Genomic DNA, 13,922 nt, shown 5'->3' on the forward strand with positions numbered 1-13,922 from the left:
TGCTCTTCCGCAAAAAATAGTGAACTGACAGGAGGAAAGGTCTGTTTTTCGATTAAGTCGGTGTTTTTTGAACCTCAGACAGCTAGACCGTTAAAAACGGCTGCTTACTTCAGACCTTCCCTAAAGCTTAATTAGTGCAGTTGCATGTTCACGCTCCATGGGTGTCATGCAACCGCCACCAAATGGTGCAAACTTTCGATAGCGAAAACACATGTTTCAACATGAGCGCAATCGAACATCCGCATGATCAACAGCCTTGTAAAACTGCATTAATAACCTGAAAAAACGGGCTTGGCGCGGCCTGCCAAAGGGGCTTGTTTTTTCATTTCCGGTTTCGTAAAGTTTGCTCACTGTGTTTGCATGGGTCGCTGGAATCGTGACCTGGGCAGTAGCTCTATGTTTGCTACAACCCGTTCTGCGTCTCTTACTTTCCTGCAACCCAGCACCAGTCCTCTTACACAACTAAGAGGCTGTCATTAATTGTTAGCGTCAAGGAATTAAGAAATGTCCCAACGTCAGAGCGGTACCGTTAAGTGGTTTAACGACGAGAAAGGTTTTGGTTTCATTACCCCGGAAAGCGGTCCGGACCTGTTTGTGCACTTCCGTGCCATTCAGGGTAATGGCTTCAAAAGCCTGAAAGAAGGCCAGAAAGTGACCTTCATCGCAGTTCAGGGCCAAAAAGGCCTGCAGGCTGATGAAGTGCAAGCAGAAGGCTAAGCTTTCTCGCGTTGAAAAGCCTCTGATGGTGACATCAGAGGCTTTTTTGTTGGCGTAATTCCGTAAGATGGCGCTTTTCCTTCACGAGACCCTGCCATGTCGAAACAACCGCTTAGCCCGCAAGGCGACTTTCCCGCCGTTGGCCTGGGGCGCCGCCTGGCAGCTATGTTCTATGACTTTTTGCTGTGCACGGCCCTGCTGATCGTCACTACGTTCATCTACAAACTGATCATGATGAGCTTTATCGGCGAAGCCAAAATGCGGGCGTTGTCCGAGTCGGGCGCTCTAGATGGCGACCCGCTGCTTTCCACCATTTTGTTTTTTGTCCTGTTCGGTTTCTTTGCCAAGTTCTGGACCCACTCAGGGCAAACCCTGGGCATGCAGGTCTGGGGCATACGCGTACAGAATGCCGATGGCAGCGCGATCAGCCTGTGGCAGGCCCTGCTGCGATTTATCGTCTCTATCGGCTCCTGGCTGTGCCTGGGGCTGGGGTTTATCTGGTCGCTATTCGACAAGCACAAACGTACCTGGCACGACATGTACTCCAGCAGTCAGCTGGTACGCATTCCCAAGCCAAAGAAATAAAAAAAACCCGTATCTCGCGATACGGGTTTTTTATTAGCAGTGACTTCAGAACTGCAGGAGCAACATGCTCGCTCCTGCAATTCACATCAGGTTATTCAGCCAGCTTGAAGGTAATGAAGCTGGCACGACCCTGACGCAGAACCCGCATCGATACCGAACGGTTCTTCGGCAATGCCTTGGCAATATCAGTGAACTGCTTGGCATTGGTAATTGCCTGGTTGTTCAGATGAGTAATCACGTCGCCAGGTTGCAGGCCGATCAGGGCAGCCGGGCCGTCCTGTACGTCTTTGATGATCACGCCACCTTTGATGTCATTGGCTTTCTGCTGCTCTTCGGTCAGATCCGCCACGGACACGCCCAGACGATTGCTGCTGAGTTCTGCACCTGCTGCAGGAGCCATTTCTTTCCCTTCATCGGGAATAGCACCCACCGTCAGATCCAGGGTTTTGCGCTTGCCGTCACGAACCACTTCAAGGGTCGCCTTGCTGCCGGCCTTGAGCGCGCCAACCAGGTGCGGCAGGTCTGCGGACATCACGATCGGCTGACCATTCATGCTCAGGATCACGTCACCCACTTGCAGGCCGCCTTTGGCAGCAGGACCATCATCGAGCACCTGGGCCACCAGCGCACCGGCCGGTTTATCCAGGCCAAACGACTCGGCCAGGTCTTTGTTGACCTCTTGAATCACCACACCCAACCAGCCACGGCTTACCTTGCCGCCTGCCTTGAGCTGATTGGCAACATCCATCGCCACATCGATAGGAATGGCGAAGGACACGCCCATGAAGCCGCCGGAACGGGTATAGATCTGCGAGTTGATGCCCACCACTTCGCCCGTCAGGTTGAACAACGGGCCACCCGAGTTACCCGGGTTGATCGGCACGTCAGTCTGGATGAACGGCACGTAGCTTTCATTGGGCAGGCTGCGACCGATAGCGCTGATGATGCCCTGGGTTACAGTGTGGTCAAACCCGAACGGCGAACCGATGGCAACCACCCACTGACCGGCCTTGAGGTCCTGGGATTTACCCAGTTTCAAAACAGGCAGGTTTTTGCCCTCGATTTTCAGCAATGCGACGTCGGAACGGGGATCAGTTCCGACCAGCTTGGCTTTCATTTCGCTGCGGTCAGACAGGCGCACAACGATTTCATCAGCATCCGCCACCACATGGTTGTTGGTCAGAATGTAGCCATCCGGCGAAATTATGAAACCCGAGCCCAGGGACTGGGCCTCACGCTGACGGCCACCCTGGCCACCACTGCCTGGGGGCAGGCTGCGTTCGAAGAAGTCGCGCAGGCCGGGCGGCAAACCTTCGAGGTCAGGCATTTGGCCCATGCTCGATACTTTGCGCTCCGGCAGCTTTTGTGTGGTGCTGATATTCACCACAGCCGGAGAGGCTTGCTCGACCAGCTGCGTGAAATCAGGTAACTGCGCTTCAGCAAGAGCCGGCACTGCCTGCCCGAGCATCAGCACGGCTGCAAAAATGGGTAAGTAAGATTTCAATCGAGGCATTGATTTACAGCTCCCGTTAATAGCAAGCAGAGTTAAGCGACAGGCACCAAAAAACTAAAGCCAGCATAGACCCTTTTTTTTGGCCCCGGAAAACAAACAAGGCCAGAGCCTTGCGGGCCCTGACCTGTACGAAAAGATAAAAGGTACGGTAAAACTGAATGCTCACCCATCATGTTCGAGCACCGCTATGGCTTGCCCTGGGGCGCAGGATCGCTCTGACCGGCACGCATCGAGAGTGCGATGCGCTCTGCGGTACCCATCGGAATTTCACCCACAACAGTGGCCATCATGTTCCCCTGCGGGGTGGTGAGATGCCTTGACACCGCAACGGTCGGGCCCAGCTGCAACCGCGTATCGGGTACAGCGTTACCCTTCAGTGGCTCAAGAAACACGGAGAAGCGCGTCAAACCATCGTCATACAAGAGGCTGGTAACTTCAGACTTGGTCTTGGGATCCAGGCGCACTGTACTGCTGATCTGTTCAAAACCCGGCGGCAGCCAGTCGGAATGCCAGACATGCGAAGTTTTGACTAAAGGTGGCTCAGCATCAGCCGCAACAACGGGACGGCATTTACCAGTGGGCTTGAGTTCACTGTCATCCGGGGGCGTAGTATCAATACTGGTGAACTGGAAACGCTCAAGTAACTGCCCTTTATCATTGAGTAACAATGATTTCAGCGCCAAACCGGTTTCGTTATCCAGATACAGTTCAACCCCGTAACGATGTTGATCGCGAGGGGTGAAAGCAATTACTGATACCGGTCTTCCAGCGACCCGAGAGTCGCCAACTTTTGCAACCGAATACCAGTCATCAATTCTCTTGGTATCGAGCTGACGCGCCGTAGCTGCAGGAATATCCCCGAGACCGGAGATAAACTTGCCAGTGACGCACTCGGTATGTCCATCTGCACGAACAACCTCTTGCGCAGCACCGTCCAACTGCATCAGTCGTTCACGAACGGAGCCGTCCTGCACTCGGTGCCAGATGCCATGGGTAGAAAAACTACCATTGCGTTCGTAGACGAAAGTGCCCTTGTAGCTTTGTTGTTGCTCGGCTTGCCCAAGACGTTTGAGCCAGTCCCGGGCTTCATCTGCCTGGGCCGGAAGAACAAACAGGCCCGTCAGCAGAAGAGGTAACAGAGGTAGGACGCGCATGATGGTCCTTAGCGATTTTCCAGGCTGGCAGCACGAGCATAAGGCAGAGGGCTTTCAGTCCCCTTCATCGCCGCTTGCTGGGCATGCTGGCGCAGATAACCTGGCAAACGCTGATCTTGCCATCCTGGCTGACCTTGCAGAACGCCGTTAGCCATGGGACCGGTGGCCTGATCGGAGCTCTCGCTGTAGTTTGCCAGTACCGCCGGGCCTTTAACCATCGGAGCGCTCAGGCTCTGCTGGCTGTTTTGCTGGGCCAGCTGGGCACCTACGATGTCATCCTGGTTGTACAGTCTTACGCCCGCCAATACGGCAACGGTGACCGAAGCAGCGACGGCCAGACGGCCGATGCTGCGCCACGGACCACGTACGACTTTGGCAGGGGCCTGCTCTTCAGCCAACGCGGCCGAAACGGCAGATGCGATATCCAGACGCGGAATCAACAGGTCTTTGTGCATCACAGCACGCGCCACCTGATAACGGGACCAGGTCTCACGTGTTTGTGTATCGTCAAAGGCATTCAACACCCGACGCAATTCCAGTTCGTCCGCTTCGTTATCCATCACCGCGGACAGCGATTCCTGCAGGGCTTCACGACTCATGGCGGTTCCTCTCTTGGCTATCGCCGCTGTCTCAGTTTTCCTGCAACAACGGCTGCAGGGCTTTATCGATGGCTTCCCGAGCGCGGAAAATCCGGGAGCGCACGGTACCCACCGGACATTGCATGACGCTCGCAATGTCTTCGTAACTCAGACCATCAAACTCACGTAAAGTTAACGCCGTACGCAAATCTTCTGGTAATTGCTGAATGGTGCGGTGAACCGTGCCCTCAATCTCGTCACGGAGCAAAGCGCGCTCCGGCGACTCAAGATCCTTGAGACCGTGATCACCATCATAAAATTCAGCGTCTTCAGAACTCACATCACTATCAGGGGGACGTCGACCGCGAGACACCAGATAGTTTTTCGCCGTATTGATGGCAATACGATACAGCCACGTATAAAAGGCACTGTCACCGCGAAAATTACCGAGTGCCCGATAAGCCTTGATAAAAGCTTCTTGAGCGACGTCCTGGGCTTCATGGGTGTCGTGCACAAAACGCACGATCAACCCGAGAATTTTGTGTTGATACTTCAACACGAGCAGATCGAAAGCTCGCTTGTCGCCACGCTGTACGCGCTCGACCAGCTGCTGATCCTCTTCCTGGGTTAGCATGAACACTCCTCATAAGACCGGGAGGAAGATTGCTTTGCTAATTGATCAGGCTTGCAAACATAGACTCGGCTTTTACGCAAAAGTTCTCTCCCCCCTGGCAAGTTTCCTGCGCACTCTGATTTGGCACGCACGAAAACGCAGCTCGGGTCAGCCCGGCTGCGTCGATAATCTTGTCGCCAAATTCAGCAACTGAAGTCAGACCATAACCCCAGCTGCACATTTGACGCTGTTCTCCCACATGAAGGGCAACCCTCTATGGAACCCTGGCCCGCAGGAAAAGTTCAAAATCCCATACGAAATCAAGCCATACGGGACCGGGCAACAGGCCAATGCCGGGCAGCCCCGAGCGCTTGCCGATTAATTGTGCAAATCGACATGCAGCCCCCGCAAGTCTGAGGCACACTCCCTGCCCGCGGTACTTTCCCAAAGCCACAAAAGCCCGGCTATTGTGCCGATCCCCCCCTCTATATACTAGAGGGCGCTTTTATTGCGGATTCAGAAGAATGAGCCAACATTTTCAACATGATGTGCTGGTGATTGGCAGCGGCGCTGCCGGTTTGAGCCTGGCCCTTACTCTGCCGGGCCATATGCGCATTGCAGTTCTCAGCAAAGGCGATCTGGCCAATGGCTCGACGTTCTGGGCACAGGGTGGCGTGGCCGCAGTTCTTGATGACACCGACACCGTACAGTCCCACGTCGAAGACACCCTCAATGCCGGGGGTGGCTTGTGCCATGAAGACGCGGTGCGGTTTACCGTAGAGCACAGCCGCGAAGCCATCCAGTGGCTGATCGACCAGGGCGTACCCTTCACCCGTGATGAAGACGCAGACCCCGAACAGCCGGGCTTTGAGTTCCACCTCACCCGCGAAGGCGGGCACAGCCACCGGCGAATTATCCATGCCGCCGACGCTACCGGCGCTGCCATTTTCAAAACCCTGCTCGAGCAGGCCCGCCAACGGCCCAATATTGAATTGCTGGAACAGCGGGTTGCCGTCGATCTGATTACCGAGCGCCGGCTTGGCCTGGATGGCGATCGCTGCCTGGGTGCCTATGTGCTCAACCGCGCCACCGGAGAGGTCGAGACCTTCGGCTCACGCTTCACCATTCTGGCCACGGGCGGCGCCGCCAAGGTCTACCTCTATACCAGCAACCCCGACGGCGCCTGCGGTGATGGCATTGCCATGGCCTGGCGCTCCGGGTGTCGCGTGGCGAATCTGGAGTTCAACCAGTTCCACCCCACATGCCTGTATCACCCCCAGGCCAAAAGCTTTCTGATTACCGAAGCTTTGCGCGGCGAAGGCGCACACCTCAAGCTGCCTGACGGCGAGCGCTTCATGCATCGCTTCGATCCGCGCGGGGAACTGGCACCACGAGATATCGTCGCCCGTGCTATCGACCACGAGATGAAGCGCCTGGGCATCGATTGCGTCTATCTCGATATCAGCCACCAGTCCGATACCTTTATCAAAAGCCACTTCCCGACCGTCTATGAGCGCTGTCTGGAGTTCTCCATCGATATCACCAAGCAGGCGATCCCGGTGGTCCCGGCGGCGCATTACACCTGCGGCGGGGTAATGGTGGACGAGCATGGGCATACCGATGTGCCGGGCCTGTATGCCATTGGTGAAACCAGCTTCACCGGCCTGCATGGTGCCAACCGCATGGCCAGCAACTCGTTGCTGGAATGTTTTGTGTATGCCAAGTCGGCAGCGGCCGACATCCTCTCCCAGCTGCCACAGGTAGCGACGCCTGTGGCCCTGCCGGACTGGGATGCCAGCCAGGTCACGGACTCGGATGAAGATGTGATCATTGCCCACAACTGGGATGAGTTGCGGCGCTTTATGTGGGACTACGTAGGCATAGTGCGCACCAACAAGCGCCTGCAACGGGCACAACACCGCGTACGCCTGCTGCTAGACGAAATTGACGAGTTTTACAGTAATTACAAAGTCAGCCGCGACCTGATCGAGCTGAGAAATCTGGCGCAAGTGGCCGAGCTGATGATCCGCAGCGCCATGGCGAGAAAGGAGTCACGTGGCCTGCATTACACCCTCGACTACCCGCACATGCTGCCCGAAGCCCTGGACACTATTCTGGTGCCAACCACCTACGTCGACTGAACTTCAGGCGCACGCGCAAACGCCGGTGCTGATCCGGCGCCAGCGCGTCGCGGGGTATGCACAACGTGCGCACCCGACGCTCGCCGCGCAGGCTGAAACGCACAATCACCACACTTGGCAGCGCCAGACTGTCACGGCGCAACTGCACGGCCTGCCAGCCCCTGGCCCGGTTCCATAGCTGCCAGCCATCGGCAGTGCGGCGCAATCCGCGAAAGGCCGTGGCGTGGGTCAGCCGAATGTGCCGCCCCCACAGCCAGATGCCATGGGCCAGGCACAGAAAAGCACCGGACACACGTGCCCAGACAGGTATCGAGAGAAGGAAAATTGAGATCAGCGCCAGCATCTGGGCTGCGAGACAGGCCGCCAGCAATTGCCCTGAGGCCTGCCAGCGGCACTCGAAATAATTACTTGGGCTGGACACGATCCAGGATCATGCGAACCATGCGCTGCAGTTCCGGGTCTTCGGACTCTGCGCGCTCCATGAACCAGCCGAACATGTCCTGGTCTTCACACTCGAGCAGCTTGCGATAGCATTCGCGATCGACATCATTCAGGGTGGCGTACACTTCCTTGACGAAAGGCACCAGCAACACGTCAAGTTCAAGCATGCCGCGACGGCTGTGCCAGTAGAGACGATTGAGTTCAACATCTTCGACCATGGAGCGCTCCTCAAATAGAGCGCAAGTATACAGGCCGATCCGCCATAGAACAGTCGGCTTTGGTCGCCCGGCATTGAACTACCCATTTACAGGGCGCACCTCTATGATGTGTCCCAGACTTTATTACCTGCGAAGACCCATGGCCGACTCTGCTTTTTTCTGCACCCTGTCCCACGAAGGCGTTCTCGCCGTCATCGGCAATGACGCCAGCAAGTTCCTGCAGGGACAGCTGACCTGCAACCTCAACTATTTGAGCGAGACGCGCTCGAGCCTGGGTGCGCGCTGCACACAAAAAGGCCGGATGCAGTCCAGCTTCCGCATCCTCCTTGAACCTGAAGGCTGCCTGCTGGCGATGGCCCGCGAACTGGTCGAGCCACAGTTGGCAGACCTGAAAAAATACGCCGTGTTCTCCAAGTCGAAACTGACCGACGACAGCGCCAGCTGGGTACGCTTTGGCCTGAACCAGGCCGATGCAGTGTTGCAAAACCTGGGCCTCGACCTGCCAGCCGAGACCGACAGCGTAGCCAGAGGCAATGGCCTGATCGCCATTCGCGTGTCCCCGGGCCGGGCTGAACTATGGACCGCGGCCGACCAGGCCGACAGCCTTTTACAGCAATTGAAAGCGCAACTGGTAGAAGCCGACCTCGATCAATGGATCCTGGGTCAGATCCGCGCCGGTATCGGCCAGGTCATGCCCCAGACCCGCGAACTGTTCATTCCGCAGATGCTCAACCTGCAGGCGGTGGGAGCAGTCAGCTTCAAAAAAGGCTGCTACACCGGCCAGGAAATCGTCGCGCGCATGCAGTATCTGGGCAAGCTCAAACGCCGCCTCTACCGCCTGCATCTGGAAGCCGGCGAATTACCCGAGCCTGGAACGCCTCTGTTTACTCCTGCGAATACCGGTAGCGTGGGTGAAGTGGTGATTGCAGCCCATGCAGAAAACGGCATTGAGCTGCTGTGTGTTCTGACTGCCGATGCCGTTGAAGCAGGCGAAATCCATGTAGGTGATGCACAGGGCCCCACCCTTTCGCTGCTTGATTTGCCGTACCAGCTAGACCGCGATCGTGAGATCCAGCGCTAATTGCCACTAGAGAACAGAAATGAGCACGCTGGCACACAAAGTCCAGATGGACTTGATTAAGGCCATAGATAAAGATGACCTGGTTTTGCCCACGCTACCGGAAGTGGCGCTGAACATCCGCAAGGCAGCAGAAAACCCTGAAATCAGCGTCAGTCATCTGAGTAAAGTCATAGGTCGCGACACCGCCCTGTCGGCGCGACTGATCAAGGTGGTCAACAGCCCGCTGCTACGAGCCCTCTACGAAGTCACCGACCTGCACACCGCCATCACCCGTCTGGGCGTCAACTACAGCAGTAACCTGGCTATCGGACTGGTGATGGAGCAGATCTTTCATGCCCGTTCGCAAGTGGTCGAAAACAAAATGCGCGACGTCTGGCGCCAAAGCCTGGAGGTCGCCGGGATTTGCTACACCTTGTGTCGTCGATACACCTCGCTCAAGCCTGATCAGGCAGCACTCGGGGGGCTGGTCCATCAAATTGGCGTGCTGCCGATCCTGACCTACGCCGAAGACCACAATGAACTGCTGTTCGATCCGGTATCGCTGAATCACGTGATCGAAAGCATTCATCCGCGCATTGGCGACAAGCTGCTGACGGTCTGGGAATTCCCGGAAATGTTGCTGAAACTGCCCGGTCAGTACCAGGACTTCACCCGCGATTCCAAAACCATCGACTACATCGACCTGGTACAAATCGCGACCCTGTTCTGCTCGCAAGGCAGCAACGCAGTTCCGGGGCTTGAGCTGAGCACCCTGCCGGCCTTCAAAAAACTGGGGGTGGATGCCGACGATCAAAGGTTCCAGGACGATCTGAACGCTGCCCGCGGGATGTTTATCTGAAGCCGGATCGCACCTGTAGTCGCTGCCGCAGGCTGCGGCAGCGACTACGAGGTTTGCGTCCGCCTGTCGGCCCGCACAAAACTCACCCGCACTTTCAACCCGCCCTGCTCACCGTCGTGCAGGCTGATCGGTGCCAGGTGCGCCCGACAAATCTCACCGACAATCGCCAGCCCGAGCCCCGAACCTGCCACCTGGTGGTTACGCCGATAAAAGCGTTCAAAAACCCGCTCGCGGTCCTCAAAGGGGATGCCCGGCCCGTCGTCCTCAACCTCAAGCACGGCATGGGGCGTCACCCGCAGAATCACATTGCCGCCCTGTGGAGTGTGGGCCAATGCGTTATCCACCAGATTGCTTAACAACTCACTCAACAAGGTGGGCTCCCCGCGCATCCACACTGGCTGGTCGGCCTCAAGCGCCAGGGCCACGCCCCGGGCATGTGCGAGCGGCGCCATGGCCATTCCCAGCTCCCGGGCCAACTGGCTGAGATCGAGCAACTGCGCACCGCCTTCGGCAATGGCCCGTGCCCCGTTTTCAATCCGCGCCAGCGACAACAACTGATTCGCCAACAGGGTCAAACGGTCGGTGTCATCGGCAGCCTGTTCAAGGGTGTTGCGCCAGGTGGGCGGCTCATTCGCCCGCAAACCCAGCTCAAGCCGGGCCTTGAGCACCGCCAGTGGGGTACGCAACTCATGGGCGGCGTCGGCGATAAATTGCGCCTGGCGCTCAAACTGCCCGCGCAAACGCTCGGTGAAGTGATTGAGCGCCTGCACCAATGGCCGCAACTCGCGCTGGACCGACACCAGCGGCAATGGCCGCAAGTCATCGGGCTGGCGCTCCTCGACGGCGGTGCGCAAGCGCTCGAGCGGTCGCAGTGCGGCGCTTACCGCAAACCACACGACGATCAAGGCACCCAGCCCCAGCATGCCCAGGCGCAATAGCGTATCGGCCATCAGGCTGCGCGCCATGGACACCCGCGCCTCGTCGGTTTCAGCAACGCGGATTTCCGCCATGCCATTCATGTTGGGCTCGCTAACCGCCTTGAGCAGACTCACCACCCGCACGTTCTGCCCCAGATACTGGCCGTTATAAAACCGCGCCAGGGCCGGGTAATCATCGGTACGGGGGGTACCGGGTGGCGGAGCCGGTAACTGTTCATAACCGGAAATCAGCCGCTGATGAATATCGTTGACCTGGTAGTAGATACGTCCGGCGCTATCGTAGGCAAAGGTGTCGAGCGCTACATAGGGTACATCGGCACTCAAACTGCCATCGCGCTGTGACAGCCCGGCAGCAATAGTGCGCGCCGACGCCAGCAAGGTCCGGTCATAGGCGGTGTCGGCAGCTTCACGGCCGTTGAAGTAAGCGCTAAAGCCACTGGCCAGCATCAATACCACCAACAGCAGCGAGAGGTTCCACAGCAGGCGCCCGCGCAGGCTGTCGAATTTAAACATCGCGGCCTTCCAGCAAGTACCCCAGGCCCCTGAAGGTCACAATGGCTACTGCCTGGCCGTCGAGTTTTTTACGCAGGCGGTGAATATAGATTTCGATAGCGTCAGAACTGGCTTCCTCATCCAGGCCAAATACCTGGGCTGCCAGTTGCTCCTTGCTCATGACTCTGCCGGGCCTTGCGATCAGCGCCTCAAGCACCGCTTGCTCGCGGGAGGTGAGAATCAGCAGTTCATCGCCAAGGGTGAAGCGCCGGGTACCCAGGTCGTACACCAGAGATCCGCACCGCTGCTGGCGCTCCCCGCCCAGTACAGTGCGCCGCAGCAGGGCTTTGACCCTGGCCTCCAGCTCAGTCAGTTCGAAGGGTTTGGCCAGATAATCGTCAGCCCCCAGATTGAGCCCGTGAACCCGGTCCCTGACATCGCTGCGGGCAGTCAGCATCAATACCGGCAAGGTCTTGCCCCGGCTGCGCAAACGCGCCAGCACCTCAAAACCGTCCATGCGCGGCAATCCCACATCCAGGATCGCCACTGCATATTCCTCGCTGCTCAAGGCCAGGTCGGCAGCCACACCGTCGTGCAGCACATCCACGGTCAGACCAGTGCTTTTCAAGGCCTGGGCAACACTCTCGGCCAGCTGCAGCTGATCTTCGACCAAAAGTACACGCATCGGGTTTACCTCATTATTTTTGTGCAGGCCGGGGCCTTTCTTTGCGCGGAGTGTACAGACGGCAGAAATACTGTGAAGTGCGAAAACCGGGAAAGAGCAATGAAAGGCAACTGAAAGGTTCGCGAAAGGTTGGCTGATTAGGATCCGGAAACGGACAGTTACAACTGTCATCGCGTTACGCCCTGAAAAACGCCTCGAAGCGTTTTCGCCAATAAGAACAATAATGGAGCACCCTGCATGCTGACTCTTCAGCCCAAGGCCCGCCGCCTTTCTGCTTCCTCCCTGTTGGCTCGACACTCCCGCTCCCTTGCGAAAGACTTTTTGTCGCCTCCCTGTTTTGCGCAATAAAGCTGATGCACGGGCGTTTCCCGCCGGCGCCGGCTTTCAGCGAACAATTGCTGCCCCCTAAAAACAAAAACTCCTTTGGAGACACCATGAATCTATCACTGCGCACCGTAGCTCTTGCCGCCGGCTGCATGCTCTTCGCCGGCCAACTGATGGCAGAACCGAAACGCCCGGAATGCATCGCCCCGGCCTCGCCTGGCGGTGGTTTCGACCTCACGTGCAAGCTGGCCCAAAGTGCACTGGTTAACGAAAAACTGCTCAGCAAGCCGATGCGCGTGACCTACATGCCCGGCGGAGTGGGCGCCGTTGCCTACAACGCCGTGGTCGCCCAGCGTCCCGCCGATGCCGGCACCCTGGTGGCCTGGTCCAGCGGTTCATTGCTGAACCTGGCGCAAGGCAAGTTCGGTCGCTTCGATGAAAATGCCGTGCGCTGGCTCGCCGCCGTGGGTACCAGCTATGGGGCGATTGCGGTGAAAAATGATTCGCCCTACAAGAACCTCGATGATCTGGTTCAGGCACTGAAGAAAGATCCAGGCAAAGTGGTCATCGGCTCCGGCGGAACCGTGGGCAGCCAGGACTGGATGCAAACAGCCTTGATCGCCAAGGCGGCAGGAATCAATCCGCGGGACTTGCGCTACGTTGCCCTTGAGGGTGGCGGTGAAATCGCAACCGCGCTGCTGGGTGGTCACATTCAGGTAGGCAGTACCGATATTTCCGACTCCATGCCGCACATCCAGAGCGGTGATATGCGCCTGCTCGCCGTGTTCGCCAATGAACGCCTGGATGAGCCCGAAATGAAAAACATCCCGACCGCCAAAGAACAGGGCTACGACATCGTCTGGCCTGTGGTTCGCGGTTTTTACCTGGGTCCAAAAGTCAGCGATGAAGACTACGCGTGGTGGAAAGACGCATTCGACAAGCTGCTGGCTTCCGAAGAATTCGCCAAGCTGCGTGATCAGCGCGAGCTCTTCCCCTTCGCCATGACCGGGCCGGAGCTGGACACCTATGTGAAAAAACAGGTGGCTGACTACAAAACCCTGGCCCAGGAATTCGGCCTCATCCAGTAACCGCCGCTGACCGCTGGCTGTGCCCCTGAATACCGGGGCACATCCCAGGAGTGAACCATGCTCATACAACGAATTTTTGCCTCGGTCCTGCTCGTCGTCTGCGCCGGTCTGGCGATCATGGCCTGGCCGTACCAGGCTGCTTTTTCCTACGAGCCCGTAGGTCCTCGCGCCTTCCCCTTGCTCATGCTCGCCTTGATGGCACTGGGTCTGATCTACATGATTTTTCGCCCCTCGCCTGTGGTGCATAGCGAAGAAGACCCGCAGCTGGATCGCCAGACGCTGACCAAGATCGGCCTGTGTGTCCTGCTGTTACTTGTCTTCGCCGGCACCTTCGAACCCCTGGGTTTTATCCTCAGCAGCGCGCTGGTCGGCATCCCGATGGCACGTTTGTATGGCGGCCGCTGGTTGCCCGGCATCATGATCATCAGCTTGATGAGCGTCGGCCTTTATCTGCTGTTCGATAAAGCCATGGACGTACCGCTGCCGCTTGGCCTGCTCGACGTTCTGGAGAACTGA

General features: G+C 57.5%; 15 protein-coding genes. 7 read left to right on the top strand and 8 right to left on the bottom strand.

Features of this window, described 5'->3' with window-relative positions; all coding sequences use genetic code 11:
- Window positions 1–504: 504 nt before the first annotated feature.
- Both EQV90_RS07870 and EQV90_RS07875 read left to right on the top strand, forming a co-directional pair.
- Window positions 505–717 carry a cold-shock protein gene (locus EQV90_RS07870; RefSeq protein ID WP_003440624.1) on the top strand — a complete coding sequence of 71 codons (213 nt, stop codon included), beginning with the start codon at window positions 505–507 and terminating at the stop codon, window positions 715–717.
- 96 nt (window positions 718–813) lie between these two features.
- Window positions 814–1,302, top strand: a complete 489-nt coding sequence (locus EQV90_RS07875) for an RDD family protein (protein WP_003440621.1) — start codon at window positions 814–816, stop codon at window positions 1,300–1,302.
- A 91-nt stretch (window positions 1,303–1,393) separates the two neighbouring features.
- On the opposite strand, the gene EQV90_RS07880 is transcribed toward EQV90_RS07875, so the two are convergent.
- From EQV90_RS07880 to rpoE, 4 genes are all read right to left on the bottom strand, one after another.
- Complete coding sequence (locus EQV90_RS07880) at window positions 1,394–2,815, bottom strand: DegQ family serine endoprotease (protein WP_003440619.1); 1,422 nt, start codon at window positions 2,813–2,815, stop codon at window positions 1,394–1,396.
- Between the two features lie 185 nt (window positions 2,816–3,000).
- Window positions 3,001–3,969, bottom strand: a complete 969-nt coding sequence (locus EQV90_RS07885) for a MucB/RseB C-terminal domain-containing protein (protein WP_003440616.1) — start codon at window positions 3,967–3,969, stop codon at window positions 3,001–3,003.
- Window positions 3,970–3,977: 8 nt separating this feature from the next.
- The gene (locus EQV90_RS07890) at window positions 3,978–4,568 is read right to left on the bottom strand and encodes an RseA family anti-sigma factor (protein ID WP_003440613.1); all 591 of its coding nucleotides are present in this window, start codon (window positions 4,566–4,568) and stop codon (window positions 3,978–3,980) included.
- Between the two features lie 31 nt (window positions 4,569–4,599).
- Complete coding sequence (gene rpoE, locus EQV90_RS07895; protein WP_003172477.1) at window positions 4,600–5,181, bottom strand: RNA polymerase sigma factor RpoE; 582 nt, start codon at window positions 5,179–5,181, stop codon at window positions 4,600–4,602.
- Between the two features lie 503 nt (window positions 5,182–5,684).
- On the opposite strand from rpoE, the gene nadB reads away from it, so the two are divergent.
- Entirely contained in the window at window positions 5,685–7,301 is a 1,617-nt protein-coding gene (gene nadB, locus EQV90_RS07900) for an L-aspartate oxidase (protein ID WP_003440603.1), read from the top strand.
- Here the strand turns inward: nadB and EQV90_RS07905 are convergent.
- Window positions 7,270–7,722 (bottom strand): protein YgfX, encoded by a 453-nt coding sequence (locus tag EQV90_RS07905; protein WP_003440600.1) that lies wholly within the window; start codon window positions 7,720–7,722, stop codon window positions 7,270–7,272. The two genes, nadB and EQV90_RS07905, sit on opposite strands and share 32 nt — an antisense overlap.
- A complete protein-coding gene (locus EQV90_RS07910) occupies window positions 7,706–7,960 on the bottom strand; it encodes a succinate dehydrogenase assembly factor 2 (RefSeq protein ID WP_003440597.1) in 255 nt (84 codons plus the stop codon). Before EQV90_RS07910 ends, EQV90_RS07905 begins: the two co-directional genes overlap by 17 nt.
- 139 nt (window positions 7,961–8,099) lie before the next feature.
- Between EQV90_RS07910 and EQV90_RS07915 the strand changes: the two genes are divergently transcribed.
- A complete protein-coding gene (locus EQV90_RS07915; RefSeq protein WP_240877961.1) occupies window positions 8,100–9,041 on the top strand; it encodes a folate-binding protein YgfZ in 942 nt (313 codons plus the stop codon).
- Window positions 9,042–9,060: 19 nt separating this feature from the next.
- Window positions 9,061–9,879, top strand: coding sequence for an HDOD domain-containing protein (locus EQV90_RS07920; protein WP_003440591.1), 819 nt, complete (start codon window positions 9,061–9,063; stop codon window positions 9,877–9,879).
- A 44-nt stretch (window positions 9,880–9,923) separates the two neighbouring features.
- On the opposite strand, the gene EQV90_RS07925 is transcribed toward EQV90_RS07920, so the two are convergent.
- The gene (locus tag EQV90_RS07925) at window positions 9,924–11,330 is read right to left on the bottom strand and encodes a sensor histidine kinase (RefSeq protein WP_161718014.1); all 1,407 of its coding nucleotides are present in this window, start codon (window positions 11,328–11,330) and stop codon (window positions 9,924–9,926) included.
- Window positions 11,323–11,994: a response regulator gene (locus EQV90_RS07930; protein ID WP_003440586.1), complete on the bottom strand. Its 672-nt coding sequence runs from the start codon at window positions 11,992–11,994 to the stop codon at window positions 11,323–11,325. Before EQV90_RS07930 ends, EQV90_RS07925 begins: the two co-directional genes overlap by 8 nt.
- A 434-nt stretch (window positions 11,995–12,428) precedes the next feature.
- Between EQV90_RS07930 and EQV90_RS07935 the strand changes: the two genes are divergently transcribed.
- The gene (locus tag EQV90_RS07935) at window positions 12,429–13,406 is read left to right on the top strand and encodes a tripartite tricarboxylate transporter substrate binding protein (protein ID WP_003440582.1); all 978 of its coding nucleotides are present in this window, start codon (window positions 12,429–12,431) and stop codon (window positions 13,404–13,406) included.
- 57 nt (window positions 13,407–13,463) lie between these two features.
- Complete coding sequence (locus EQV90_RS07940; RefSeq protein ID WP_240877962.1) at window positions 13,464–13,922, top strand: tripartite tricarboxylate transporter TctB family protein; 459 nt, start codon at window positions 13,464–13,466, stop codon at window positions 13,920–13,922.

The organism is Pseudomonas sp. TMW22089 (assembly GCF_022496645.1).
Classification (GTDB): Bacteria; Pseudomonadota; Gammaproteobacteria; order Pseudomonadales; family Pseudomonadaceae; genus Aquipseudomonas; species Aquipseudomonas paraversuta.

Coding starts and splice junctions, on each gene's coding strand:
- EQV90_RS07870 (WP_003440624.1), top strand. CDS start 505: ATGTCCCAACGTCAGAGCGGTACCGTTAAGTGGTTTAACGACGAGAAA.
- EQV90_RS07875 (WP_003440621.1), top strand. CDS start 814: ATGTCGAAACAACCGCTTAGCCCGCAAGGCGACTTTCCCGCCGTTGGC.
- EQV90_RS07880 (WP_003440619.1), bottom strand. CDS start 2,815: ATGCCTCGATTGAAATCTTACTTACCCATTTTTGCAGCCGTGCTGATG.
- EQV90_RS07885 (WP_003440616.1), bottom strand. CDS start 3,969: ATGCGCGTCCTACCTCTGTTACCTCTTCTGCTGACGGGCCTGTTTGTT.
- EQV90_RS07890 (WP_003440613.1), bottom strand. CDS start 4,568: ATGAGTCGTGAAGCCCTGCAGGAATCGCTGTCCGCGGTGATGGATAAC.
- rpoE (WP_003172477.1), bottom strand. CDS start 5,181: ATGCTAACCCAGGAAGAGGATCAGCAGCTGGTCGAGCGCGTACAGCGT.
- nadB (WP_003440603.1), top strand. CDS start 5,685: ATGAGCCAACATTTTCAACATGATGTGCTGGTGATTGGCAGCGGCGCT.
- EQV90_RS07910 (WP_003440597.1), bottom strand. CDS start 7,960: ATGGTCGAAGATGTTGAACTCAATCGTCTCTACTGGCACAGCCGTCGC.
- EQV90_RS07915 (WP_240877961.1), top strand. CDS start 8,100: ATGGCCGACTCTGCTTTTTTCTGCACCCTGTCCCACGAAGGCGTTCTC.
- EQV90_RS07920 (WP_003440591.1), top strand. CDS start 9,061: ATGAGCACGCTGGCACACAAAGTCCAGATGGACTTGATTAAGGCCATA.
- EQV90_RS07925 (WP_161718014.1), bottom strand. CDS start 11,330: ATGTTTAAATTCGACAGCCTGCGCGGGCGCCTGCTGTGGAACCTCTCG.
- EQV90_RS07930 (WP_003440586.1), bottom strand. CDS start 11,994: ATGCGTGTACTTTTGGTCGAAGATCAGCTGCAGCTGGCCGAGAGTGTT.
- EQV90_RS07935 (WP_003440582.1), top strand. CDS start 12,429: ATGAATCTATCACTGCGCACCGTAGCTCTTGCCGCCGGCTGCATGCTC.
- EQV90_RS07940 (WP_240877962.1), top strand. CDS start 13,464: ATGCTCATACAACGAATTTTTGCCTCGGTCCTGCTCGTCGTCTGCGCC.